Raw genomic sequence first — 23,956 nt, 5'->3', positions numbered from 1 at the left:
TCACTGGCCGCGCCCGACCCGCACGGTCTTGGTCGAGCGGGTGTCCAGGGCCATCTCGTCCTCGGCCGCCACCTTGCGCCGCAGCCGGACCGTACCGGTCACCGCGTCCTCGATCTCGACCACCTTGGCCAGCAGATCCTCGGTCGCCTTGTTGCCGCTGGCGTGCGCGAGCTGCGCGGCCCGGCCGAACTTGATCGTCGCGGTACGGTCGTCGCCGGCCTCCCGCGCGGCCAGGCCCTCCTGGATCGCGTCGGCCAGCTCGGCCTGCCCGGTGTAGTGGGCGACCTGCCGGTTGATCCGGGTGGACAGTGCCGTGTCGTCCGTCCACACCGCCCGGACCAGGGCACGGGCGTGCTCGGTGTCGCCCTCCATGATGTGCACCCGGGCGGCCAGCATCTCGTCGCCGGCCGCGCCCGCCGGCACGTCGATGCAGAGGTGGTAGTCGCGGCTCTCCCGGCCCCACGAGCCGAGCGGGAAGCGGCCGGCCCGCGGACCGTCCTCGACGCGCTTGCCGGTGAGGTCGGCGACCTGCGGCTCGACCTGCTTGACGAACCGGACCGAGGCGTTGACCGGCGTCCACACCTTCAGCTGCACGTCGGCGGCGGTCTTACCCATCGCCGCTGTGATCATCTGCTGGAAGGAGGCGGTCAGCTCCATCGGCTTGGCCACGATGTCCACGGTGCCGAGCATCTTGTCGGCGATCTTGCGGAGCTCGGCGACCTTCCAGTTCGCGCCGACGCCCCGGCAGTCGCAGGTGAACTGCTCCTTGATCTGGTCCAGAACGCTGTCCAGGTAGCCGTACCGCTCGCCGTTGTCGCCGTCGGTGAGCAGGATGGCGTGCTTGATGTCGCCCGGCCGCTGCCCGAACAGCTGGGCCGCGAGCAGCAGCCACGCGCCCATCGCGGTGCCGCCGTTGGCCTGCAGCCGGTCGATGGCCGCCGCGGCCGTGGCCCGGGTCTGCGGCGAGGAGACGGCCAGCTGGCCCGGGTCCGGGAAGAGCTGCTGGGCGGTGCTGACCCCGGCGATGATGGCGAAATGGACACCGTCGTCGATGCACTCGACGGCGGCCTTGGCGGCCTGGCGGGCGGCGCCGATGCGACCCTCGGCCTGCATCGAGCCGGACGCGTCGACGATGATGATCTCGGTCGCGCCACCGGTACGGCGGCCGCCCTCGCCACCGCTCGACGTGACCGTCACGATCGCGTTGACTTCACTCGCGCCCAGGGCGAGGTACTCGTTCTGGAAGGTCTCGGCGGTGTAGGACACTCTCGGGACTCCTTACGCGTTGGTGGTGTCGAGGTCGGTGGTCTCGGGCTCCGGATCGGTGAGCGCCGGCCGGACCGGGATCACCGCGACCGTGATGTTGTCGGCGCCGCCGGCCGCGTTCGCGTACGCGACCATCGCCCGCGCTGCTCCGAGCAGGCTGTTCGCGGCGGTGAGGCATTCACGTACCAGGCCGCCGAACTCGGCCGGGTCGACCAGGTAGTTCCACAGGCCGTCACTGCACAGCAGCAGGTGCCCCGGCTCGGTCGCGGTGAACGACCGCACCCGCGGCCGGACCGGCCCGGCGTCGGCGCCCAGCCAGGCGGTGATGGCGTGCGCCTTCGGATCGTTCATCGCGGTCATCGGGTCGGCGCCGAGCGCGATGACGTGGGTCGCCCACGAGTCGTCCTCGGTGAGCTGCTCGGCCGGGCCCTCCGGTCCGATCCAGTAGACCCGGCTGTCACCGACCCAGCCGTAGCCGACGTGCGGGCCGCGCACCGCGGCGGCCACGATCGTGCAGGCCGGGTTCGCGGCGGCACGGCGGGGATCGCCGGTGTGCGCCAGCGACGCGACCGCGGCGGCGGCGCCGGTGATGGCGTGCGCGACCGCGCCGGCCAGCCCGACCGCGCCCGCCGGCCGTTCCAGACCCTCCAGGTCGACGGTCTCGTCGGTGCCGTCGGTGACGAACGGGAGGTCCGGGTGCCGCGCGCCGGCCAGCAGCTCGCCGGCCGCGCGGACGGCGATGTCGGAGGCGGCGTCCGGGTCGAACGACGCCGACACACCGTCGCAGACCACCACGTCGGCGGCGTCGTCGCCGACCGCCAGCCACATGGCGTCCTCGTTACGGTGATGCCGCCGCCCGCGGTCGCTCACCGCCGCGCCGACCGCACCGCCGTCGGCCTCCAGATGATCGCGGGATCGGCCGGCCATCATGCCGCACTCCTCGCAGTACCCGTCGTCGCCCACGGAGCCCGCCGCTCCGCACCGCGTGCAGTCCTTGCCGGCCGGCGCCGGGGCCGGGGCCACGTCAGGAACGGGCGGTTCGGCGAGCCTACGCCCGCACGCCTCGCAGAAGGTAGCGCCGGAGGCCAGCTCGTCCTCACAGGAGGCACAGTCGGTCGTCAGGGTCATGAGCGCGGTTCCGCCCCTCTCACGTACGCGTCCGCGGGCGCACCGCGTTCGCCAGGTCCACCAGGCGGATCTTCTCCGTGCCGTGCGTCGCCCGGGCCATCTCCCGGTACGCCGACTCCAGGGCGAACCGCACGTCTCGTTCCGGCTGCTTCTCCGCCGGTTCGGCGCCGATCACCGCGGCCAGGTCGCCCCCGGTGATCTTGGTGCCGCCGCCGAGAGTACGCAGCACCTGCTCGAGCAGTTCCGCCCGGAGGGTGGCCAGTTGCGCCGCCTCCACCTCGAGCCGCGAGATCAGCCCGGCCGCCTGGGTCAGCGAGCCCACGTCGACGACCGCGGCCTGGTGTGCCCGGACCAGCGCCCGGATCGCGCCGATCTGCGAGATCGGGTACGCCGACGACGTCCCCGGAACCCGGTTGTACGCCTCGACCGCCCCGGTCCGGTCCCCGCTCTCCATCCGGCACCGGGCCAGCCCGGCCGCCGCCGTCGTGTACGCCGGGTCGGTGCGGCTGACCACGTCGTAGTAGCCGCACGCCGTGGTCATGTCACCGGCCAGCTCGGCGGTGACACCGAGCGCCAGTTGCGGGGCCAGCTCGCCGGGCAGCGCCGCCCACACGGCGTCGAACCGCTGCCGGGCGCGCGCGTAGTCCTCGGTGGCGAGCGCGAGCAGGCCGTCGTACCAGTCCACCCGCCAGTCCGGCTCCATCGCGTCGCGGACCCGGGCCGCGGCCTCGGCGTCGCCCTGGTCGATGTGCGCCCGCATCCGTCGCAGCCCCACCTCGGCCGAGTCCTGCGGGGCGGCGTCGAGCTGGGACAGCACGGTCTTCGGGTCGGCCGCGGTGATGGAGGCGATCATGCCGGCCGCCGGGTCGCTGAGGTCGACCAGCGGGGTCGGCAGGTCCTGCCGGCGGGCCCGGTCGTCCCGCAGGTCGGTGCGCAGCTCGCCGGTGAAGAACCGGGAGATCGCCGGCCGTGGGGTGCCGTCGGTGGCCAGGACCTGCCGCAGCACGCCCAGCATCTGCTCGGCCATCTCGGCGGCGTCGGCGAACCGCTGGTCCGGGTCGGTGTGCGTGGCCTGCCGCAGCAGCCGGTAGAAGCTCTCGTGCTTCCGGTACACCTCGAACTCGCCACGCTCGGGCAGGCTCCGCGCGTACGTGGTCTGGTAGCCGCGGAAGTCGGTGGTGAGCACGGCCAGCGTACGGCCGATGGTGTAGAGGTCGGACTGCGCCGACGGGCCGTCGGTGGCCATCTCCGGCGCCTGATAGCCGACCGTGCCGTAGATCGCCGCCTCCTGGTCGTCGACGTGCACGACGCCGCCCAGGTCGATCAGCCTCATCTGGTCGCCGGACTGGATCACGTTGTCCGGCTTGAAGTCGCAGAAGATCAGGCCACGCTCGTGCAGGTAGCCGAAGGCCGGCATGATCTCCAGCACGTAGGCGAGCGCCTGATCGACCGGCAGCGGGTCGGCCGCCCCGTTGTTGCGGCGCTCCTTGAGCAGGTCCTTGAGCGACTTGCCGCCGACATACTCCATCACGATGTAGCCGGCGCCGTCGTGCTCGACGAAGTTGTAGATCTTGACGATGTTCGGGTGCTCGACCTCGGCCAGGAACCGCCGCTCGGCGACCGCGGCGGCCAGCGCGTCCTCGTCACCCGAGTTGAGCAGGCCCTTGAGCACCACCCAGCGGTCCGAAACGTTCTTGTCCACGGCCAGGTAGACCCATCCCAGGCCGCCGTGCGCCAGCGGTCCGACCACCTCGTACTGCCCGGCCACCAGGTCGCCCTTGACCAGCTTGGGGGTGAAGTTGAACGCGACGCCGTCGTTCGGGCAGAACCCGGACGTGCGTCCCGGCCGGTCGCCGCGGGCCCGCCCGACCGCGTTGCCGCACTTGGCGCAGTAGCGCTTGCTCTCCGGCACCTCGGCGACCTGCAGCACCGCGGTCGCCGGGTCGGCGCTGCGAATCGGCGCGATCTCGACGAGGCCACCGCCGAAGCGGCGGGCCGAGCCGGTCCGGGAGCTTCCGGAGGTCCGGCCGCTTCCCCGGGTACGGGTGGAGAGCGCGCTGCTGCGGGAGGAGGAGGCGGTGCCCGGCCGCGGCGTGGGCACCGGGGCGGGCGTGCCGGCGACCGGGGCCAGGCCGCAGGTGTCGCAGTACCCGTCCTCGATCGTCCCGCCGCAGTCGCCGCGGGCACACCGGCCGGAGACGGGAGCGGCCGGAACGGGAGTGGCCGGACCGGACGTGGCCGGGACCGGTGTCGGCGCCGCGGCGGGCGCCAGGCCGCACGTGTCGCAGTAGCCGTCCTCGATCGTTCCGGAGCAGTTGGGGCGCTGGCAGGTCATCGGGCCTCCCGGGCGGCGATGGTGGCGGAGAGCGCGTCCTGATATCTCTCGACGGCGGCCCGCGCCGCGGCGAGATCACAGGGCGCCTGGTGCAGGGTGTCACGTGCGGTCTCGGCGAGCGGGCTGAGCACCGGGTCCTCGCCGAGTCCCCGGCTCAGTGCCTTGGCACGGAAGGCGTCGAGGCGGCCACGCAGCTCGTTGCGCTCGGCGAGCAGCCCGGCGTGGTGGGCCTGGGCCGACCGCAGCGCCGCCAGCCGCTCCCGGGCCTGCCGGTTCCACGCCGACAGCCGCGGGCTGATCAGCGCCCAGTGGCCGGCGGCGGCCAGCGCGTCGATCGCGGCCAGCTCGGGGCGGGGGTCGGCACCCCGTACCACGATGATCTTTTCTTGGGGGAAACGCCCGGCGACCGCCTCGCGGGCCGCGTCCGCGGACGTCTGTGCCGCCTCGATCTCGGCGACGACCGACCGGGCGTCGCGCAGCCGCTGCGACAGATGGGCCCGCAGCTCGGCCGCGGAGGTCCGCTCCGCGTCCGCCCGCGCGATCAGCGCCCGCACCCGGTCCAGGCCGGAGACGTCCGCGCCCAGCGGATCCGACAGCAGCGTCCCGGTGAGATCACCGAGCAGCCGGTCCGCCTCGTCGAGCAGCCGATCCGTCTCGGCGGCCAGCCCGACCGCAGTCTGCCGGGTCAGATCGCGCACGTGCAGCAGCGCGTCGGCGGCCTCGGCGGCGGCCGGCGTCGCCCGCCGCCACGCGTCCCCGGCGCTGGTCACGACCGCGACCGCGGTGGCGAACGCCGCCTCCATCGCGGCCAGCAGCTCGGCCGGCGTGCAGGTCGAGACCACCTGGCCGGCACCGAGCAGCCCGCGCTGGGCCAGCGGCACCGTCGCGGTCGACAGGGTGATCGAGCTGCCCAGCACCTCCTGCTGGAAGGCGGCCCGGTCGGCGTCGCTCATCCGCCGCTGCGAGCGCAGCGCCCGCGCGCGTTCGATCACCTCGCCGAGCTGCCGATGCCCCTGCCAGAGCCGGGCCAGAGCGTCCCCGGCGTCGGCCCACGCGGTCGCGGTCCGGCCGGTCAGCTTGATCCGGCCCAGTTCCTGACGGTCCGGGTTCTGATCCAGCTCGACCAGGTTCGCGGCGATCGCGGCGACCGCCTTCTCCAGGCGCGCCAACTCGGTCTCGGCGGCATGCATCGTCATCGGTACCGTGCCGCGGGAGGTTGCGGGGCGGTACCGCCCAGCCAGCGGTCGTGGATCCGCGCCCAGGTGCCGTCGGCACGCATGCGCTCCAGCACCGCGTTGACGTAACGGGTGAACTCCGGGTGCGTCTTGGCGATCGCGATCCCGTACGGCTCCTCGGTGAACCTCGGGCCGACCACCTTCGCGTACGGGTCCTGCGCGGCCATCCCGGCGAGGATGGTGTCGTCGGTGGAGACCGCCTCGGCCTCGCCCAGCTGGAAGGCGACCAGGCACGCGCCGTAGTCGGCCCGGACGACCAGCGCCGGTTTCGGATCCACCTTCTGCAGGTTGTCCAGCGAGGTGGAGCCGGCGACCGAGCAGACCGGCCGGCCGCCCAGGTCCTCGATCCGCTGCACCGGCGAGTCCTTGCCGACCAGCACCCGCTGCCCCGCCTCGTAGTAGACGGTGGAGAAGTCGACCCGCTGCAGACGCGCGCAGTTGGTGGTCATGGTGCTGATCACCAGGTCGACGGTGCCGTCCTCGACCCGGTCCATCCGCTCGGCGTTCGGGATCACCCGGATCGCCAGGCGATCGGGGTCACCGAAGATCGCCTTCGCGATCTCCCGGCCCATGTCCACGTCGAAGCCCTCGATCCGGGCGGTGAACGGGTCACGGGAGCTGAACAGGACGGTGCCCTGATTGGTGCCGAGGATCAGCCGCCCCCGGTCCTTGATCTTCTGCATGTGGCTGCCGGCCGGGATCTGCAGGCCCGTCGTGGGCCGCAGGCTGGCCCGCGGGTCGCAGGTCGGAACCGCTGCGGGTGCGGCGCTTCCGGAGGGCGCCGCGCTCGCCTCCGGCTTCGCCGTCGGCTCGGCCGTCGGTTCGGCGGTGGTGCAGGCGGTCAGCCCGGCCGCGGCGAGCATCAGAGCAACCACAAGGGGGGTACGGGCCACGCGCCCCCACCCAGTCCGAGGCGCAGTCCCCGTCCCGCTCATCAATCCGCTCACCGGTGTTCCCCCAGCCGATTCCGCAGTCCCCGGGCTCTGCCTGCCCACCGGTATTCCTCCAGCCGGGCGCGGGGTCCCCGGGCCTTTTCCGCTCACCGGTACTCCTCCAGCCGGACGCGGAGTCCCCGGGCCGCGGACACGCCGACCGCCAGTGCCAGCAACGGGCCGAGGATCGTCAGCGCGCCCAGGCCGCGTCCCGCCGAGCGGATCTCGTCGTCGAACGCGGCCCGCCGGTCACTCAGCGCCTCGTCCAGAACGGCGGTCAGACCGTCGAACGTCGTCGCCGTCTCCGCGCTGACGGCCTTGCGCACCGCGCCCTCGTAGTCGCCGCTGTCGTCCAGCCGGCGGATCTCGTCGTGCGCCGCCAGGTAGGCGTCGTGCTGTCGCGTGGCCGTCGTCATCAGCCCGGCCACGTCGTCGAACCGCGGCCCGGTCACCGAGAACCGCTGCCGCAGCGACGCGAAGTCGTCCTCCAGCTTGCCGCGCCCGGCCCGGGCGGCCAGGGTGAGCGCCTCGTCGGCCCGCTCCCGCAGCACCAGGTTGCGGGTCTCGGCCAGCGCCTCGGCAGGTGCCGAGCCGTCCCGGTCCGCGCTGTCCAGCCGGGCCCGCTGGTGCGCGAAGAACCCGGCGCAGAGCACCGCCAGCAGCACCGTCAGCGCCGAGGCGGTCAGCAGCGGCACGTTGAACGTGCGGTGGGTGGTGCGGCTCAGATGGGCCTGCGTCACGACCAGGGCGACGCCGAGGCCGATGATCAGGACCAGCAGCAGCACCAGCCACCAGGAGCTGCGGGCATCGGTGTAGCCGGCCGCCGCCTCCCGCCGGGCCTGCTGGAACAGCGCCTGCGCCTGCGGCTGCAGGGTGTCCCGGTTGAGCTGCGACGCGGCCTGCAGGTAGGAGGCGCCGACCGGCTTGCCCTGCCGGTTCAGCGCCCGGGCGGTGGCGACCAGCGCCGTGTAGTCGCCCAGACCGGTCGAGATGGCCCGGATCGCCTCGGCGCCCTCGCTGCCCTCCGGCACCCGGCGCGCGGCCGAGGTCAGGGCGGTCGCGGCGGCGGCCAGCTTCTCGTCGTAGCGCCGGGTCAGCGCCGGCGGCTCCAGACCGCCGGTGATGAACGCCTGCGCGGCGGTGGCGTCGGCGTCGGCCAGCGACGACCAGACCGTCTCGGCCTCGGCGAGCAGCGGCTGGGCGCGGTCGCGCAGATCGGTGGTGCCGGTGGCGGCCGAGCCCGCGGTCAGGCCGGCGACCAGGCCGGTCAGGGCGGTGAGGACGAGCACGACGGCGAGCAGTAGCTGGAGGCGGCCGGGCGAGGTGTGCCGCAGCCCCGCGAGGCGGGTCAACGCCGCGCGCGGTGGCGCCTGAACTGCTGTCACGCTGGGTCGCCTCTCACTGTTTCTCGCTGTGGGACCGCACGTCCACTGTGCGTCATGGGCGCAAGCCTCCGCTGTCGAAGAGGCGCCCGGCGGGAACCGCCGGGCGCCTCGTTCACACGCGGGTGATCAGCTCAGTTCGCGCTTGAGCAACTTGCCGGTCGCGGTCATGGGGAGGGACTCGACGATCTTGACGATCCGAGGGTACTTGTAGGCGGCCATCTGCTCCCGGCTCCACGCCACGAGTTCCTCCTCGGTGACCGTGGCGCCCGGCTTGAGGATCACGAAAGCCTTGATCTCCTCGCCGTGCTGCTCGTGCGGCACGCCGATCACCGCGCTCAGCGACACCGCCTCGTGCATGAGCAGGACCTCCTCGATCTCCCGCGGGTAGACGTTGAAGCCACCCCGGATGATCATGTCCTTGGCCCGGTCGACGATGTAGTACCAGCCGTCCTTGTCCCGCCGGGCCAGGTCACCCGTACGGAACCAGCCGTCCCGCATCACCTCGGCGGTCGCCTCCGGCCGGCCGATGTAGCCGCGGAAGATGTTGTGGCCACGGATCGCGATCTCGCCGATCTCGTCCGGGTTGTCGATGCTGTTCCAGTCGCCGTCGATCAGCTTGACCTCGACACCCCAGATCGGGATGCCGATCGACCCGGGACGCGGCTCGCTGCCCGGCGCGCTGAACGTGGCCACCGGGGACGTCTCGGACAGGCCGTACCCCTCGAGGATGGTGACGCCGAACCGTTCCTTGACCGCCTTGATGATCTCCACCGGCAGGCTGGACCCGCCGGAGACCGCGACCCGCATGTTCGCCGCGATCCGCTCGACGTCCACGCCCTCCTTGAGGGCGTTGAGCAGACCCCAGTACATGGTCGGCACGCCCGCGAAGAACGTCACGTTCTCGCTCTGCAGCAACTGCACCGCGGCATCCGGGTCGAACCGGGGCAGCAGCACCAGCGTCGACGCCGTCGAGAAACCGGCGTTCATGTTCACCGTCGAGCCGAACGAGTGGAACAGCGGCAGCACCAGCAGATGCGTGTCGGTGGCCGGCTGCGTGCCGAACAACCGGTTGCAGGTCAGCGCGTTCAGCACCAGGTTCGAGTGTGACAGCTCGGCACCCTTGGCCTGGCCGGTCGTCCCGCTCGTGTAGAGGATCACCGCGGCGTCCGTCTCGGCCCGCTGCACCGTCTCGAACACCGGCGGCTGCCCGGCCAGACCCGCGCCGAGCGTCTCCGCGCCCTCGATCGGCGACGCCGCCGCCGGATCCGCGGTGATCAGGAAGAAATGCTCAACCGCGTCGACCTCGTTGAAGCCGGCGAACCCCTCGGCGCCCATCGGCAGCTCCGGAGTGCCCTGGAAGCAGAAGTACGCCCTCGCGCCCGAATCCCGCAGGTGATAGGCGATCTCCCGGCCCTTGAGCAGCACGTTCAGCGGCACCACGACCGCGCCGGCCTTCAGGATGCCGTAGTAGACGATCGGGAAGTACGGCAGGTTGGGGCAGGTCAGGGCCACCTTGTCGCCCGGCTGCACGCCACGCGAACGCAGCATCCCGGCCACCTGATTCGCCGCGGCGTTCACCTGCGCATAGGTCAGGCGCTGCGGGCCGAGCACCACAGCGGCGCGCTCCGGATGGTTACGGGCGCTGTCCTCCAGGAGCACGGAGAGGTTGAGCATGTGGTGACACCCTTCTCACCGGTGAGTTTGCGACTGCAGTCTCATCCCAACATGCGTGCCCGCGCCGGTGGAAGGCTCCGTTTCGTCTTTGTTTCCGCCCCTCTTCCTTTAGGTCGGCTGTTTCCCTGCCGAATGCACCGGCGTGGGAATCCCGGTGTTGGATGCGGTACACGTGGGACGTCAGCCGATCTTCGACGTCCATGGCGTCGTCGTGGCTTACGAACTGCTGTTCCGTGGCCGTATGGATGACGTCGCGTCAGGGCGGCAGGATACATACGCCACCAGCGCCGTCATGGTGAACGCGTTCACCGAGTTCGGTATCGCCGAAGTGGCCGGCACCCGACCGTGCTTCATCAACCTCACCCGCGAGTTCGTGACCGGGCGGCTCCCGTTGCCGTTCGGCCCCGAACAGGTGGTCCTCGAGGTGCTGGAGACGGTCTTCGTCGACGAGGAGGTGATCGCCGGGCTCACCGCCCTTCGCGAGGCCGGCTACAAGATCGCCCTCGACGACTTCGTCTGGGGCTCCGGCCACGAACAACTCCTCGGCCTGGCGTCGTACGTCAAACTCGACCTCCTCGACGGCGACCTGAGCCGCCTCGACGAGATCGTCGCCGCGTGCCGCGCCTACCCCGGCATCGAGCTGGTCGCCGAACGTCTGGAGACCGAGGAACAGGTCGCCATCGCCGACCGGCACGGCATGGAGCTGCGACAGGGGTACGCGCTGAGCCGCCCCCAGGTCCTCAGCACCCCCAGCCTGTCGCCGTCCCGGCTGCGCCGCCTGGAGCTCGTCGCCGCCCTCATGTCCCCCGACGTCCCCCTCGAGAAGATCACCTCGATCATCGTCAGCGACCCCGCCCTGGCCCTGCGAGTGCTGCGCGTCAGCAACTCGGTCGCGGCCGGCGTGGTCAGCCGCATCTCCTCGGTCCGTCAGGCCGTCATGCTCGTCGGCCTGAACCGGATCCGCCGCTGGGCCACCCTGATGGTCGTCGACGACGTCGGCGAAGCCCCCGAGGAGCAGCTGCTCACCGCGCTCGCCCAGGCCCGTCTGTGCGAGAGCCTGGCCCCGCGCTTCCGTGCCGACCCCGGTGCCGCCTTCGTGGCCGGCCTGGTCACCGGCATGGCACGCCTGATGGCCATGACGCCCGCCGCCATGGCCGAGCAACTGCCCCTCACCATCGAGGTGTCCGACGCCTTGACCGTGGGCACCGGCCGCCTCGGCGACGTGCTGCGGGCGGTCCGCGCCTACGAGAACGGCGAGTGGGGCACCGGCGACCTGGCCGGCCTGTCCCTCGACGCGATGCGCTGGTCCACCCGAACCCTCACCGCCGCCCACCGCTTCTCCCCGACCCCGTCCAAGCGCCGCCGCGGCCCAGCGGCCCCGCGCCCGGTCTGACCTCAGGGCTCGCCTCCGCATCCGGCCCAACTCCGGGCGGTCGCCTCCGCGTCCGGCCCAGCTGCGGGCGGTTGCCTTCGCGTCCGGTCCGACTCCGGGCGGTCGCCTTCGCGTCCGGCCCGGCTGCGGGCGGTTGCCTTCGCGTCCGGCCCGACTTCGGGCGGCTGCCTCTGTGCCCGGTCCGAAGGCTGGCGGTTGCCTTCGTCTGCGGTCTCACTGCGGGCGATTGTCTCGTCCGGTCTGACTGTGGGCGGTCGTCCCGCGCCCGGTCCGAGGGCGGTCGCCGGTCGTGCCCGCCGCGTCCGGTCTGCTCTTCACCCGGCTCGCCCCACCCGCCGGGCCGTATCCGCTCCCTCCGGTTTGCTGGGCCGTTTCGGCTTGCCGGATCGCTCCGGCCAGCCGAACCGTTCGGGTCCTCCGAGTCGTCCCGGCTTGTTCGGTGCATGCGGCCCGCCTCCTCAAATGCGGTCCGCCCGCTCATCCGTCCGTCCGTCCGCCCGCCCGCCCGCCCGGCCGGCCGGTCCGTCCGCCCGGTGGCCCGGCCGAGCCTGTCGGTCCGGCTCGCCGCGGCTTGTCATGTGCTGGTGGGTCTGCGCCGGAGAATCGGGAACGCTGCCGCGATCAAAGCCAGGACCGTGCACAAAGTGGTCACCGCCGCGGTCACGCCCCACGGTAGAACGAGCGAAATGTCTCGGCCTATCTCGTCCTCCACAGCGGCTCGAACCCCGGCCAGGGAGACGACCGCGACGAGCCCGCCGAGGACGGCACCCACCACGACCGCGAGCAGCGCCTCCACGGTGACCACCCATAACACCTGGCCGGTCCCGGCGCCGGCGAGGCGGAGCGCCTGGAACTCGGTCCGGCGCGCGGCGGTGGCCATGAGCAGCGTGTTACCTACGGCGATCGCTGTGTATCCCGCCGTTAGCCCGATCAGCACCAGCAGGAACAGATCGACCAGGCGCCCCTCCTCGTCGACCTCCTCCATGACGAAGTCGTGAATCGGGAGGACGCGTGCTCCGGGAACCGCCACCGCCTGCTTCGTCAACACGACCATGCTGGTCAGCGCATCGGGATCATGCTCCCGGACCAGACCGCGCGGAATGCTCACCTCGTCGGCCACGGCGGCGACCGGCAGTCTCGTCTCGGCCCCGTCGGCGAATCGGATCGTGACCGTGTCACCGACCGTGGCGCCCAGCTCTGCCGCGGTGATCCGGTCCAGGACGAGGGCCTCGCCGCGACCGGTCACCGGCCTGCCCGCGGTCCGGTCGCCGTGTGTGATCAGCACCCTGGTGGTGAGTTCCGGCTCGATGCCCTGAGCACGGACCGCGGCCGCCGACAGCCCGGGCGTGCCGTCCGGAACGAGCACGTTCCCCGCCGGATACCGGGCGGTCTCGTCGATTCCGGTGGCCACTTCGATCGTCGCGACAGTCCCCGCGAGCAGAACCGTCAGCCCGACCGTCGCCAGCACCGGCGCCGCCGTCGACGCGACCCGGCGAACCCCGGTCAGCGTGCCTTCCCGGACGAGCATTCCGGTGGCGGTGCTCTGCCACGGCCGTGCCACCACCCGGACCAGCGGGACGATCAGCACCGGCGACAGCAGAGCGGCCGAGGACAACAGGAACATCGCCGCACCCAACCCGGCAGTGCTGCGGGTCTCCAGCGGCAGCGACGGCATCATCACCAGCAACGCCGCCCCGGCAGCGCCGCAGAGCAGCCCCGCCACCCAACGGGCCGGAGTCATCGAACGCGGGTCAGCCGCCGCCTCGCGCAGCGCTTCAAGCGGTGGGATCCGGCTGGCCCGCCGTGCCGCCGCGGTCACACCGGCCAGCGCCACGACCAGACCCAGCACGACCGCCCCCGCGAACGCCGCCGGCTGCCAGGTCACGGTGAAACCGGCGGGCTCCAGGCCGGTCCGGATCATCGGCTCGGCCAGCAACGGCGCGGTCATCATGCCGGCCGGAGCTCCGAGAAGGCCGGCGATCACAGCGATCAGTGCCGTCTCGGCATACATCATCCGCCGCACCTGTCCCGGCGTCGCGCCGACCGCCCGGAGCAATCCCAGCTCACGCCGCCGCTGCGCCGCACTCAGCGCGCATGTCGACGACACGACGAACACGGTCGCGAACGCACCCAGGCTGACCAGCGCGATCAGCAGCTGCGCACCGATCCACCGGATCCGCGTGACGGAACCCGGCTCGAGAGCGTCCCGCTCCGCACCCGACCGCACCACTCCCGCCGCCCCGACCACGGAAGCGGCCGCATCGGCCACTCGCTGGGCATCCCCGTTCACGGTCAAACCGATGACCCGAACGCCGGACGCCCGCTGCGCGGCCGCCCTGTCAGTCACGTAGAACCCGGGCCCGTCGACGGTCCCCGTGACCCGCCATTCCTCCTGGCCGACGGAGGTAAGCACCATCACTGTCCCCGGAGCCGTGCTTTCTCCCGCCGTCGCCTTACCGACGGCCGCTTCTCCGGCGGTGGCCTTTCCCGTGGCGGCCATGCCCGCTGCGGCGTCTCCCGCGGTGGTCTTCCCCGTGGTGGCGATGCCAACTGTGGCGTCGTCCGCGGTTGCCTTCCCCGCGGTGGTCTTCCTCGTGGTGGCGATGCCAACTGTGGCGTCGTCCGCGGTTGCCTTCCCCGCGGTGGTCTTACCCTTGGTGGCGATGCCAGGTGCGGCGTCTCCTGGGGTTACCTTTCCCGTGATGGCCTTCCCTGCAGGGGCTTCTCCCGCTGTTGCCTTACTCCCAGTGGTCATGCTGGCCGCGGCGTCTCCCGCCGTGGCCTGTCCAGTGGTGACCCCTTCCGGTATGGCCTTTTCCGTGGTGGCTTCTTTTGCCGTGACCTTTTCCGAGCTCGATGCTCTCGCCGTGGGTTTCGTGCCTGGTGTGACGGTTGTGGCGTCACCGCCTGAAGTGCCGTTGGAAGCAGTGCCGTTGGAAGCAGTGCCGTCGGAAGCCGTGGTGGCTAAGGCTTTCGGCGGCGAGGACGGAGTCGACGCTGTGCCGAGGACCACCTCGTCCGGGGCGGACGGAGCGCGGCCGCTGGTCAGCCGGTAACCACCGAGAGCGGCGGACGACCAGGCGTGCCCGTCCAGCAGGGATGCCTGTGAGTCGCCGACCGGCCGGCCGGCATCGAGACGCTGCACGTAGAACCAAGGATCCGGGACGGCCGCGGTCACACCGGCCAACTGTCTGAGCCGGGTGGCCAGATCGGCCGCCTGCACCGCGGTCCAGGCTGGCCGGTCGCGGTCGTCGCCGGTGCCCGGATCCGGCGGGGTGACAAGCACCGGGGCCAGGTCGTAACGGGCCGGAGCCTCCGGTTGAGAGCTGAGGTGGAGCGCCGCGGACCCGGCGACGACGGCGACTCCCAGGAACACCGCTACGAACGTGCCGGCGAAACTCGCGAACCGGTGCCGGACCATCGCCCACGCCGCGGTCATCGGGTCACCACCGTGTGCTGTGCGTGGGCGATGTGCAGGGCGATCCGCTCGGCGCCGGCGGCACCGGGCAACTCGTCGAACACCCGGCCGTCCGCCAGGAACAGCACCCGGTCGGCGGTGGCCGCGGCCAGTGGGTCATGGGTCACCATGACGATCGTCTGCCGATGGCGGTCCACGGCCTCACGCAGCAGGTGCAGCACCGCGGCACCTGACGCTGCGTCCAGCGCGCCCGTCGGCTCGTCAGCGAAAAGCACCGCCGGTCGGGAGACCAGGGCCCGGGCGATCGCCACCCGCTGCTGCTGGCCACCGGAGAGCTCGGACGGCCGGTGCCCCTCACGGCCGGCCAGGCCCACCTCGGCCAGCATCGCCGTCACGGCGCCCGGCTCGGGGCGGCGGCGGGCCAGCCGCAGCGGCAACGCCACGTTCTGCGCCGCGGTCAACGCCGGCACCAGGTTGAACGCCTGGAACACGAACCCGACACGGCTGCGGCGCAGCCGGGTCAGAGCACGCTCACTCAGACCACGGACGGGGACCCCGTCGATGACGACCTCGCCGTCCGACAGCCGATCCAGCCCGGCCGCGCAGTGCAGCAGCGTGGACTTGCCCGACCCGGAGGGGCCCATGACCGCGGTGAAGGTGCCCGGCTCGAACCGGGCGTCCACCCGGTCCAACGCCGTGACCGCGCGCTCGCCGGTTCCATACGTCCTGGTCGCCGCCCGCAGCTCGACCGCTGGTATTCCGTGATCCGTCATGCGACCAGCAAACCGTTCCGGCGGGCCCGGCACAGTCACGCGGAGTCCACACTCGAAGGTAAACCCTGCACTACCGACAGCGGCTCGCCCGGCCGGTAGCGTGCCGGACATGCAACCCCGCAACGCGCTCGAGGCGCTCACCCTGCGGCCGGTCGCGTTGTTACGTTCGTCCTGGCCATGGCGTTCCCTCGCATATCTGGCGAGCGGCTCACTGCTCGGCGCCGCCACCATCGCGGCGGTCGTGGTCATGTTCGTCGTCGGCACGCTGCTGGCCGCGGTGGTCGTCGGCGTCGCCGGTTACGTGGGGTGTCTGCTGTCCGGCATCGTGGTGGCCCGCGTCGAGCGGCGGCGGCTCCGGCTGGTCGACCGTGCGGAACTGCCCGACCCGCACCTGCCGCCTCCGGGGGCGGGCCTCCGCGCGTGGGTCACTCTGCGCCTGCGGGAGGAGGCGACGTGGCGGGAGCTGTTCTACGCGGCGCTCGCGGCGGCGATGCTGAGCTGGATGGATCTACTCGTCCTCGTGGGTGTCGGCTACACGCTGGCGATCTCGATCGGTGCGCCGTGGACCATCGCGGACGAGCCGCTGTCCGCCACTCTTCCGGCTGTCGTCGCCGGGCTGCTGCTGGGCCCCATCCTGGCCTATCCGGTGATCGCCTGGGCCGGTGCCCGCGCGGCGATGGCCCGCGCCATGCTGACGCCGCCCGACGACACCCGTCTGAGAGAGCTGGCCCGTTCCCGGGCGCGGCTGGTCGACGCCTTCGAGGTGGAGCGCCGGCGCATCGAGCGCGACCTGCACGACGGCGCCCAGCAGCGGCTCGTCGCGCTCAGCCTGCAGCTCGGCATGGCACGACTGGAGGTGCCGGCCGGCACGCCCGGCGCCGAGCCGCTCGAAGCCGCACATCTGCTGGCCAAGCAGGCGCTCACCGATCTGCGGGAGCTCATCCGGGGCGTTCATCCGAAGGTTCTGACCGACCGTGGCCTGGCCGCGGCTGTGGGGGAGGCCGCCTCCGTCGCGCCCCTACCCGTCGACCTGGACCTGCGCCTGCCCGGCAGGTTGCCGTCGGCCGTCGAGGTGACCGCCTACTTCGTGGTCTCCGAAGCGCTCACCAACGTCGCCAAACACGCCGGGGCGGAGCGGGCAAGCGTTGAGGCGTCCCTGACGGGCGACCGCCTGATCGTGCAAATTCGTGACGACGGCCGTGGCGGGGCCGACCCAGCGAGCGGCTCCGGCTTGATGGGGCTCGCCGACCGGGTGGCGGTCCTCGACGGCTCGGTCAGCCTGTCCAGCCCAGCCGGTGGCCCGACGCTGCTGCGCGTGGAGATCCCGGTATCGGAGGCGGTCGCATGAGGGTGGTCATTGCGGAGGACGGTGTGATCGTCCGGGAGGGGGTGGCCGGCATGTTGCGGCGGTTCGGCCACGACGTGGTCGCCGCCGTCGGGGATGCAGTCGCCCTACGGGAGGCGGTCGCCCAGCATCGGCCCGATGTGGTCGTCACCGACGTGCGGATGCCACCGGGGTTCAGCGACGAGGGCCTTCAAGCGGCGATCGAGATGCGGACGACCGACCCGAGACTTCCCGTGCTGGTGCTCAGCCAGTATGTCGAGCAGACCTACGCCGCCGAGCTGATCGACTCCGATCACGGGGCGGGCGTCGGCTATCTGCTGAAGGACCGCATCGGTGAGGTCACCGAGTTCGTCAAGGCGATCGAGGACGTGGCCGCCGGGCGCACGGTGGTCGATTCGGAGGTGGTTCGCCAGTTGCTGAGCCGCCGTCGCGACCCACTGCACCGACTCACCGCTCGTGAGCGCGAGGTCCTTGCACTGATGGCCGAGGGGCGCTCCAACACCGGAATCGCCCGGGAACTGGTCGTCACCGAGGCGATGGTCGCCAAGCACATCAACAGCCTGCTCGCCAAATTGGAGCTCCCACCCGACAGCGACGATCACCGTCGGGTCCGCGCCGTCCTGGCCTATCTTCGCGGCTGATCGTCGCGCCCCAGCCGATATACGAGGCGGGCCGACTACCCGCCGCAGATGCGGCGCATGAGCCCGGCCGCCGGCGATCGGGCCCGCTGCTGGTGTCGCGGTCCGCGCTTGCCGTGAGGGTGGTGGACGGGGCTTGGTGATTGGTGGGGTGGCTTGGGCCTGGTGGTTGGTGGCGCGGTCCGCGCCTGCCGTGAGCGTGGTGGACCGAGCTTGGTGGTTGGTGGCGCGGTCCGCGCCTGCCGTGAGGGTGGTGGGCGGGGCTTGGTGGTTGGTGGGGTGGCTTGGGCTTGGCGTGGTGGACCGGGCGGCCGTTGGGGTGCTGAGGGCGGTCTGCTGCTGTTGGTGGGTGCCGAGCCGGCTGGCGGTCCGGGATCGGCTGCTGGGGTGCCTTGCGCGGCTCGTTGCTGTGGTGGGGATCGAGCTGGCAGGCGGCTCGGGCCGGCTGTCGGGTGCTGGGCACGAGCTCGTTGTCGCGGTGGGTGTGCTCGGGCTGCCTGCTGGGGCTCAGCGCGGTTGAGTCGCGGCGGGGGAGCCGGGGTGGCTGGCGGCTCGGCTTTAGTGGGATCAGTCGCCGACGGTTACCGTGATCGTGGCCAGCAAGCCTGCGGACAGGTCGAAACGGTCTCGGGGGACCACGTGGAGAAGGTTTCCGGCTGTGGGCTCACGGTCTTCGGCGGGGGGAAGTCCTTCGGCTACCTGGCCGGCGATCTGTTCCGGGATGTAGAGAGGGCCGGAGTAGGTCACCGTTCGGCCTCCGGCGAGGTAACCGCCTACGTGGACCGAGGTGGTGATGTGGACCGGCTTTCCTGGTTCGCGCCCGGGGTGGACGGTGCGGAACTCGGCGTAGCCGTCGGTGTCGGTCACCTGGGCGCCACGGACTTCGCCGTCGCCGGTGGGCTCGCGGTGGCGGAGGTCCACCACGGCTGAGGAGACCGGGGTCGTGTCGAAGGCGTCGAGGACGCGAATTCGCAGCATCAGCGGGACGCCGGGGTGATCTCCGGCGATGTCGCGGCGGACCAGCTCGAAGGGGAGAGTGCCGGTTCGGCCGGGTTCGGCGCGAGGGAGGCGGGCCGGTTGAGGCCCTCTCGTCACCGGTCGCGGCACCGGCCTGCTGATGACCGGCGTGCTCCGGCTCTCCTCGTTGCGCACGGCAAACCCCCGCTGTAGATCACGTCAACGAGTTGATCTTCGCAGGGGAATTGACTACTCCGTGGGTTTTTGAGTTATTTGTCCGCTGTGATAGGGGTGGCGTTCCGTAACACAGGGCGCGCACACTGCCTGGCAAAGGCGTGGCCATGCTCACCGCCCTGAGCGTGGTCGATCCGGACCGCCTGGCCGGAGTGCGGTCCCACCGGGACGCTTCCACCCGAGTGTCCCGGAAACGCTGCGGGCGGGCGGGGCGTTGCCGCGTCCGCCCGCCTGCAGCGTGTCAACCGCGCCTGCTCCAGGCCCTGTCGCCGCTCATCGACATCCCGGCTCCGGTCCCGGTTGCCGTTCCTTCACCTGTCGGCTTCGGCCCCGGTTGCCGCTCCTTTGCATCCCGGCTCCATGGCCACCCACAACTGCACGTGCCGGCCACCGCAGATCCTCACGCCGATCACGGTCGGCTCGGTCGGTCCGTGGCGTGGTTGGCGCCGAAGATCAGCCCGCCGGTCATGGTTGGCTCGGTCGGTCCGTGGTGCGGCTGGCACCGCAAATGAATCCGCCGGTCATGGCCGGCTCGGTGGCCTGTGGCGTGGTTGGGCACCGCAGATGACCACGCGGTTCGGGTTGGTGCGGAGGGCGTGCCCGGGCGGAAGGGCGGCGTCACTGGCCCACGCGGCGGTAGAGGCGGACCGAGAGCGGCCCGAAGACGGCGATCAACGCGATCGGCCAGGCGACGGCCAGCAGCAGCGCGTGTTCGGCAGGCCACGAGTCGGAGCCGAGGCCGGGGTTGCCGAACAGGTCGCGCAGGGCGGTGGTGGTCGCGGAGATCGGGTTCCATTCGGAGACGGTGCCGAGCCAGCCGGGCATCAGCTCGGGGGCTACGAAGACGTTCGAGACGGCGCTCAGTGGGAACGCCAGCGGGAAGACGATCATCGACACGGTGTCCGGGTTCGGGGTGGCCAGGCCGAGTGCCACGCCGACGCAGCTTAGGGCCAGGCGCAGCAGCAGGAGCAGGCCGATCGCGGCCAGGACGTTGCCGAGACCCAGATGCCAGCGCCAGCCGACGAGTAGTCCACACACCACCAGCACGGCGGTCTCCAGCAGGGCACGGGCCAGGTCCGCGGTGACCCGGCCGGTGATCAACGCGGATCTCGCCATCGGCATCGAACGGAAGCGGTCCAGCACTCCACGGCCCACGTCGACGGCGATGCCGGTGGCGGTCGCGCCGATGCCGTACAGCATGGTCATCACGAAGACGCCGGGGATCAGGAACTCGCGATATCCGCCGCCGCCCGGCACCGACATGCCGCTGCCGAAGACATAGCCGAAGACCAGTACGAACATGATCGGCAGGCTGAAATAGATGACGATCTCCTCGGGCGCCCGCACCACATGCCGCAGGTAACGCCCGGCCATCACCCGACCATCCGCAAGGGCCGCGCTCATGCCCCCACCTCCGAAGACGCCGAAGAAGGCGCGGAAGAAGGCGCCGAGGAAGGCGCCGAAGAAGACGCCGAGGAAGGCGCCGAGGAAGGCCCTGAGGAAGACGCCGCAGATTGTGACGCGGAGCCAGCCGGGGCGAGGGGTGGTGGGTTGCCGGAGGCGAGGACGTGGAGGTGCGCGAAGGCGATGGGGGAGAGGTGGGTGAGTGAGGCGACGGGGTCGGTGAGGACGAGCGGGAGGGCGGCATGCCGGCGGACGACGCGGTCGAGTCGCCCGCGGTGAGGTGGAGGAACGCCTCGTCGAGGGTGGGACGGTGCAGGCCGACGTCGGCGACGGTTATCGCGGCCTCCTGCAACGCCCGGACGGTTGCGGTCAGCGTCTCCACCCGGTCCTTACGGAGGGGTACGCGCAACCGCCGCCGGTCGGTGTCGATGTCCGGCGCCGCGCCCGTGATGCGGGCCAGCACACCCGCAGCGTCGTCGAGGCGGTCGGCGTCGCGGATGACGACTTCGAGACGGTCCGCGCCGAGGGCCGACTTCAGCTGGTCGGGGGTGCCCTCGGCGACGACCCGGCCGGCGTCGACGACCGAGATCCGGTCGGCCAGCTGGTCCGCCTCCTCCAGGTACTGGGTGGTCAGCAGCACCGTCGTCCCGTCGGCGACCAGACCGCGGACGGCGTCCCACACCTCGTTGCGGCTGCGCGGGTCGAGGCCTGTGGTCGGCTCGTCGAGGAACAGCACCCGCGGCCGCCGGATCAGGCTGGCGGCCAGGTCGAGGCGCCGCCGCATGCCGCCGGAGTAGTCCTTCGCGGACCGGCCGGCCGCGTCGGTGAGCCCGAACCGGTGGAGCAACTCGTCGGCGCGCCGACGGGCGTCGCGTACGCCCAGGTGGTGCAGGCGCCCGAAGAGGATCAGGTTCTGCCGGCCGCTGAGCAGTTCGTCGACGGCCGCGTACTGGCCGGTCAGGGCGATCCGTTCCCGGACCAGGCCGGGCTGCCGGGCGACGTCGGCGCCGGCCACCTCCGCCCGGCCGGCGTCGAAGCCGAGCAGGGTGGACAGCACCCGTACGGCGGTGGTCTTCCCGGCTCCGTTGGGCCCGAGCAGGCCGTGCACGATGCCGGCCGGAACCTCCAGGTCGAACCCGTCGAGCGCGATGGTCCCCTGCCCGCCCCGGTAACGTTTGCGCAGCCCACTGGCCACGATCGTGGATGTCATGGACCCAGGTTGGCGGTCCGCGCTGACGAGTCGCGCACCGTGCGCTGACGAGCCGGGGGCATCGGTGACAGCGAATCGATAGCGGATCGACAGTCGTCGAACCTAACGTTCGGCTACCGGCCGGTCACCCCGGCGGTCCGTGGTGAGGGGACGACGATGGCAACTCTGTACGCGCTGGTGGCGCTCTTCGGCGCGTTGACCCTCCTCAACCTGCTGCTGACCTTCGGCGTCATCCGCCGGCTGCGGACCCGCCCGGCGAACACGATCGTCTCCACGCCCGGGTTCCTGACACCGGGCTCGCTGATCGGTGACTTCACCGCCCACGACCGCGACGGCCGGGCCGTGTCACGCACCGAGCTCTCCGGCCGTACCCTCATCGGCTTCTTCTCCCCCGGATGCGACGCCTGCCGGGACCGTCTCCCGGATTTCGTCTCCGCCGCCGGAGTCTTCGGCCGTGAGCGGTCGCTCGCGATCGTGATGTCGGACGCCCTGTCTGCGTCGGACTACCTGCCGTCGCTGACGCCGGTCGCGCGGGTCGTGCTGGACGAGCCGGACGGGCCGCTGATCTCGGCGTTCGCGATCACCGCCTTCCCGTCGTTCTTCGTGGTGGGCCCGGACGCCCGGATCGTCGCCGGGGGCGTCGCCCTCGACGACCTACCGATCGCGGCGGTGGCGTGACCGTCGCGGAACCCGGCGCGCACGGCACCGTCACCCTGCTGCGGGCGGCGTTCACACTGGCCTGGCGCGCGTCGCGGTGGCTTCTCGCGGCCCGCGCCGGCATCGCCCTGCTCGGCGGCCTGGCCCCGGTGGCGGTCGCCTGGCTGACCAAGCTGCTGCTCGACCACCTGGCGGGCGACGGCTCGGACGCCGACGTGCTGGCCGTCGTGCTGGCCCTGGCGTCGGCCGGCCTGGTCGGCGCGCTGATGCCGTCGGCCGGCGAGTTCGTCGACGCCGAGATGAGCCGGCGCACCCAGCTGGCCGGGCGGGAGGAGCTGTTCCGGGCGATCGGCGGGTTCGCCGGACTGGGGCGGTTCGAGGATCCGGATTTTCAGGACCGGCTGCAGGTGGCCGTCGCCGGCGGGCCTGCCACCCCGGCCCAGGTGGCCGCGAACGGCCTGGCCATCGCCCAGTCGACGGTCACGATCGCCGGGTTCGTGGCCGTGCTGGCGAGCATGGCCCCGTGGATGGCGCTGGTGGTGGCGGTCGCGGCGATCCCGACGGTCCGGGGCGAGATGATCCTCGCCCGCGCGCGGGCGGCGATGATGCTGCAACTCGGGCACGCCACCCGGCGGGAGCTGTTCTACGCCGACCTGATCTCCTCGGTGACCGCGGCCAAGGAGGTGCGGCTCTACGGGCTGAGCAACCTGTTCGCGACCCGGATGGGCAGCGAGCTACGCAAGATCAACCGGGGCATGCGCAGCCTCGACCTGCGGGAGTTGCGCATGCAGTCGCTGCTCACCGGGCTCGCCGCGGTCGTCGCCGGCGGGGGACTGGTGTGGGCGGCGCTCTCCGCACGCTCCGGCGGACTCGGCATCGGCGACATCGTCGTCTTCGCGGCGGCGACCGGCGGCGTCCAGAACCTCCTGGCACAGATCATCGGCGGCTTCGCCCGTACCCATCAAGCGCTCTTGATCTTCAGGCACTTCCGCGAGGTGACCGGTGCGCCGGCCGATCTCGCGGCGCCGGACGGTCTGCCGGTCCGCGCCGCGCCGCCGCTGCGCGACGGGATCCGGTTCAAGGACGTCTGGTTCCGGTACGCCCCCACGCTGCCCTGGATCCTGCAGGGCGTGAATCTGACCATCCGTGCCGGTGAGGCGACCGCGCTGGTCGGGCTGAACGGCGCCGGCAAGAGCACCATCGTCAAACTGCTGTGCCGCTTCTACGACCCCACCCGTGGCACGGTGCTCTGGGACGGCGTCGACGTGCGCCGCTTCGACGTCGCCGACCTGCGCGAACGCCTCGGAGCGGTGTTCCAGGACTTCATGTCCTACGACCTGACCGCCGCCGAGAACATCGGCCTCGGCGACGTGGCCCGCATCGACGACCGCCCGGCCATCGAGGCGACCGCCGGGCGGGCCGGGGTGAACCTGACCGTCGAGAAGCTGCCCAAGGGCTACGACACCCTGTTGACCAGGTATTTCTCACCGCAAGACGAGCCGGAAGACGAGCCGCAGGACGAGCCGCAGGACGAGCCGGCAGACGAGCCGGCAGACGGGCTGGACGACGAGCCGGGCGACAGTGCCGGGGTGCTGCTGTCCGGCGGTCAGTGGCAGCGGATCGCGCTGGCCCGCGCCTTCATGCGCGCCGACCGTGACCTGCTGATCCTCGACGAGCCGAGCGCCGGACTCGACGCCGGCGCCGAGCACGAGGTGCACACCCGGCTGCGCGCGCTGCGGGCCGGCGCCACCAGCGTGCTGATCTCGCACCGGCTCAGCACCGTCCGGGACGCCGACACCATCGCCGTGCTGTCCGGCGGCGTCGTCGCCGAGCTCGGCGATCACGCCACACTGCTGGCCGGCGGGGGGATCTACGCCGGCCTGTACACCCTGCAGGCGTCCGGCTATGCCGAGGAGCTTCACCCGCCGACCGGTGGGTGATCAGGAGCCGGCCGGTCACCCACCGGCCGGTG

The 23,956-nt window shown here is 72.0% G+C and carries 16 protein-coding genes and 1 pseudogene; 5 read left to right on the top strand and 12 right to left on the bottom strand.

Translation table 11 applies throughout. The features are described from left to right. From ACQPZW_RS35010 to ACQPZW_RS34980, 7 genes are all read right to left on the bottom strand, one after another. A complete protein-coding gene (locus ACQPZW_RS35010; RefSeq protein WP_433790292.1) occupies positions 1-1,266 on the bottom strand; it encodes a VWA domain-containing protein in 1,266 nt (421 codons plus the stop codon). A 12-nt stretch (positions 1,267-1,278) separates the two neighbouring features. Beyond that, positions 1,279-2,394, bottom strand: coding sequence for a PP2C family protein-serine/threonine phosphatase (locus tag ACQPZW_RS35005; RefSeq protein ID WP_433790291.1), 1,116 nt, complete (start codon positions 2,392-2,394; stop codon positions 1,279-1,281). Positions 2,395-2,413: 19 nt separating this feature from the next. Then, positions 2,414-4,729: a tetratricopeptide repeat protein gene (locus tag ACQPZW_RS35000; protein ID WP_433790290.1), complete on the bottom strand. Its 2,316-nt coding sequence runs from the start codon at positions 4,727-4,729 to the stop codon at positions 2,414-2,416. Further along, the gene (locus ACQPZW_RS34995; RefSeq protein ID WP_433790289.1) at positions 4,726-5,925 is read right to left on the bottom strand and encodes a hypothetical protein; all 1,200 of its coding nucleotides are present in this window, start codon (positions 5,923-5,925) and stop codon (positions 4,726-4,728) included. The genes ACQPZW_RS35000 and ACQPZW_RS34995 overlap by 4 nt, the downstream gene beginning before the upstream one ends. Beyond that, a complete protein-coding gene (locus tag ACQPZW_RS34990; protein ID WP_433790288.1) occupies positions 5,922-6,857 on the bottom strand; it encodes a glutamate ABC transporter substrate-binding protein in 936 nt (311 codons plus the stop codon). The genes ACQPZW_RS34995 and ACQPZW_RS34990 overlap by 4 nt, the downstream gene beginning before the upstream one ends. A 146-nt stretch (positions 6,858-7,003) precedes the next feature. Further along, the gene (locus ACQPZW_RS34985; RefSeq protein WP_433790287.1) at positions 7,004-8,281 is read right to left on the bottom strand and encodes a hypothetical protein; all 1,278 of its coding nucleotides are present in this window, start codon (positions 8,279-8,281) and stop codon (positions 7,004-7,006) included. A gap of 126 nt (positions 8,282-8,407) precedes the next feature. Next, entirely contained in the window at positions 8,408-9,955 is a 1,548-nt protein-coding gene (locus ACQPZW_RS34980; RefSeq protein WP_433790286.1) for a long-chain-fatty-acid--CoA ligase, read from the bottom strand. A gap of 292 nt (positions 9,956-10,247) precedes the next feature. Between ACQPZW_RS34980 and ACQPZW_RS34975 the strand changes: the two genes are divergently transcribed. Further along, a complete protein-coding gene (locus ACQPZW_RS34975) occupies positions 10,248-11,348 on the top strand; it encodes an EAL and HDOD domain-containing protein (RefSeq protein ID WP_433790285.1) in 1,101 nt (366 codons plus the stop codon). Positions 11,349-11,922: 574 nt separating this feature from the next. On the opposite strand, the gene ACQPZW_RS34970 is transcribed toward ACQPZW_RS34975, so the two are convergent. Next, entirely contained in the window at positions 11,923-14,787 is a 2,865-nt protein-coding gene (locus ACQPZW_RS34970; RefSeq protein ID WP_433790284.1) for an FtsX-like permease family protein, read from the bottom strand. Next, positions 14,784-15,539, bottom strand: a complete 756-nt coding sequence (locus tag ACQPZW_RS34965; RefSeq protein ID WP_433790283.1) for an ABC transporter ATP-binding protein — start codon at positions 15,537-15,539, stop codon at positions 14,784-14,786. The genes ACQPZW_RS34970 and ACQPZW_RS34965 overlap by 4 nt, the downstream gene beginning before the upstream one ends. A 109-nt stretch (positions 15,540-15,648) precedes the next feature. On the opposite strand from ACQPZW_RS34965, the gene ACQPZW_RS34960 reads away from it, so the two are divergent. Next, positions 15,649-16,887, top strand: a complete 1,239-nt coding sequence (locus ACQPZW_RS34960; protein WP_433790282.1) for a sensor domain-containing protein — start codon at positions 15,649-15,651, stop codon at positions 16,885-16,887. Then, complete coding sequence (locus tag ACQPZW_RS34955; RefSeq protein ID WP_433790281.1) at positions 16,884-17,525, top strand: response regulator; 642 nt, start codon at positions 16,884-16,886, stop codon at positions 17,523-17,525. The genes ACQPZW_RS34960 and ACQPZW_RS34955 overlap by 4 nt, the downstream gene beginning before the upstream one ends. A 564-nt stretch (positions 17,526-18,089) precedes the next feature. Here ACQPZW_RS34955 and ACQPZW_RS34950 read toward each other — a convergent pair. The 3 genes and pseudogenes from ACQPZW_RS34950 to ACQPZW_RS34940 all read right to left on the bottom strand — a co-directional run. Next, positions 18,090-18,617: a hypothetical protein gene (locus tag ACQPZW_RS34950; RefSeq protein ID WP_433790280.1), complete on the bottom strand. Its 528-nt coding sequence runs from the start codon at positions 18,615-18,617 to the stop codon at positions 18,090-18,092. Positions 18,618-19,331: 714 nt separating this feature from the next. Then, positions 19,332-20,117 carry an ABC transporter permease gene (locus ACQPZW_RS34945; RefSeq protein ID WP_433790279.1) on the bottom strand — a complete coding sequence of 262 codons (786 nt, stop codon included), beginning with the start codon at positions 20,115-20,117 and terminating at the stop codon, positions 19,332-19,334. A gap of 241 nt (positions 20,118-20,358) precedes the next feature. Further along, positions 20,359-21,327: pseudogene (locus ACQPZW_RS34940) on the bottom strand (ATP-binding cassette domain-containing protein); the annotation flags it as partial. A 156-nt stretch (positions 21,328-21,483) separates the two neighbouring features. On the opposite strand from ACQPZW_RS34940, the gene ACQPZW_RS34935 reads away from it, so the two are divergent. Together ACQPZW_RS34935 and ACQPZW_RS34930 are read left to right on the top strand one after the other, a co-directional pair. Continuing rightward, complete coding sequence (locus ACQPZW_RS34935; RefSeq protein ID WP_433790278.1) at positions 21,484-22,005, top strand: hypothetical protein; 522 nt, start codon at positions 21,484-21,486, stop codon at positions 22,003-22,005. Next, entirely contained in the window at positions 22,002-23,924 is a 1,923-nt protein-coding gene (locus tag ACQPZW_RS34930; protein ID WP_433790277.1) for an ABC transporter ATP-binding protein, read from the top strand. Before ACQPZW_RS34935 ends, ACQPZW_RS34930 begins: the two co-directional genes overlap by 4 nt. Positions 23,925-23,956 lie beyond the last annotated feature (32 nt).

This window comes from Actinoplanes sp. CA-252034, from assembly GCF_050956125.1.
Lineage (GTDB): Bacteria > Actinomycetota > Actinomycetes > Mycobacteriales > Micromonosporaceae > Actinoplanes.
Note: the sequence above shows the minus strand (reverse complement) of the source record. Positions and strands in the feature narration are given on the sequence as shown.

Excerpts from the sequence above, each read along its gene's own strand:
- ACQPZW_RS35005 (WP_433790291.1), bottom strand. The coding sequence starts at position 2,394 with ATGACCCTGACGACCGACTGTGCCTCCTGTGAGGACGAGCTGGCCTCC.
- ACQPZW_RS35000 (WP_433790290.1), bottom strand. The coding sequence starts at position 4,729 with ATGACCTGCCAGCGCCCCAACTGCTCCGGAACGATCGAGGACGGCTAC.
- ACQPZW_RS34995 (WP_433790289.1), bottom strand. The coding sequence starts at position 5,925 with ATGACGATGCATGCCGCCGAGACCGAGTTGGCGCGCCTGGAGAAGGCG.
- ACQPZW_RS34980 (WP_433790286.1), bottom strand. The coding sequence starts at position 9,955 with ATGCTCAACCTCTCCGTGCTCCTGGAGGACAGCGCCCGTAACCATCCG.
- ACQPZW_RS34975 (WP_433790285.1), top strand. The coding sequence starts at position 10,248 with ATGGTGAACGCGTTCACCGAGTTCGGTATCGCCGAAGTGGCCGGCACC.
- ACQPZW_RS34970 (WP_433790284.1), bottom strand. The coding sequence starts at position 14,787 with ATGACCGCGGCGTGGGCGATGGTCCGGCACCGGTTCGCGAGTTTCGCC.
- ACQPZW_RS34965 (WP_433790283.1), bottom strand. The coding sequence starts at position 15,539 with ATGACGGATCACGGAATACCAGCGGTCGAGCTGCGGGCGGCGACCAGG.
- ACQPZW_RS34960 (WP_433790282.1), top strand. The coding sequence starts at position 15,649 with ATGCAACCCCGCAACGCGCTCGAGGCGCTCACCCTGCGGCCGGTCGCG.
- ACQPZW_RS34955 (WP_433790281.1), top strand. The coding sequence starts at position 16,884 with ATGAGGGTGGTCATTGCGGAGGACGGTGTGATCGTCCGGGAGGGGGTG.
- ACQPZW_RS34945 (WP_433790279.1), bottom strand. The coding sequence starts at position 20,117 with ATGAGCGCGGCCCTTGCGGATGGTCGGGTGATGGCCGGGCGTTACCTG.
- ACQPZW_RS34935 (WP_433790278.1), top strand. The coding sequence starts at position 21,484 with ATGGCAACTCTGTACGCGCTGGTGGCGCTCTTCGGCGCGTTGACCCTC.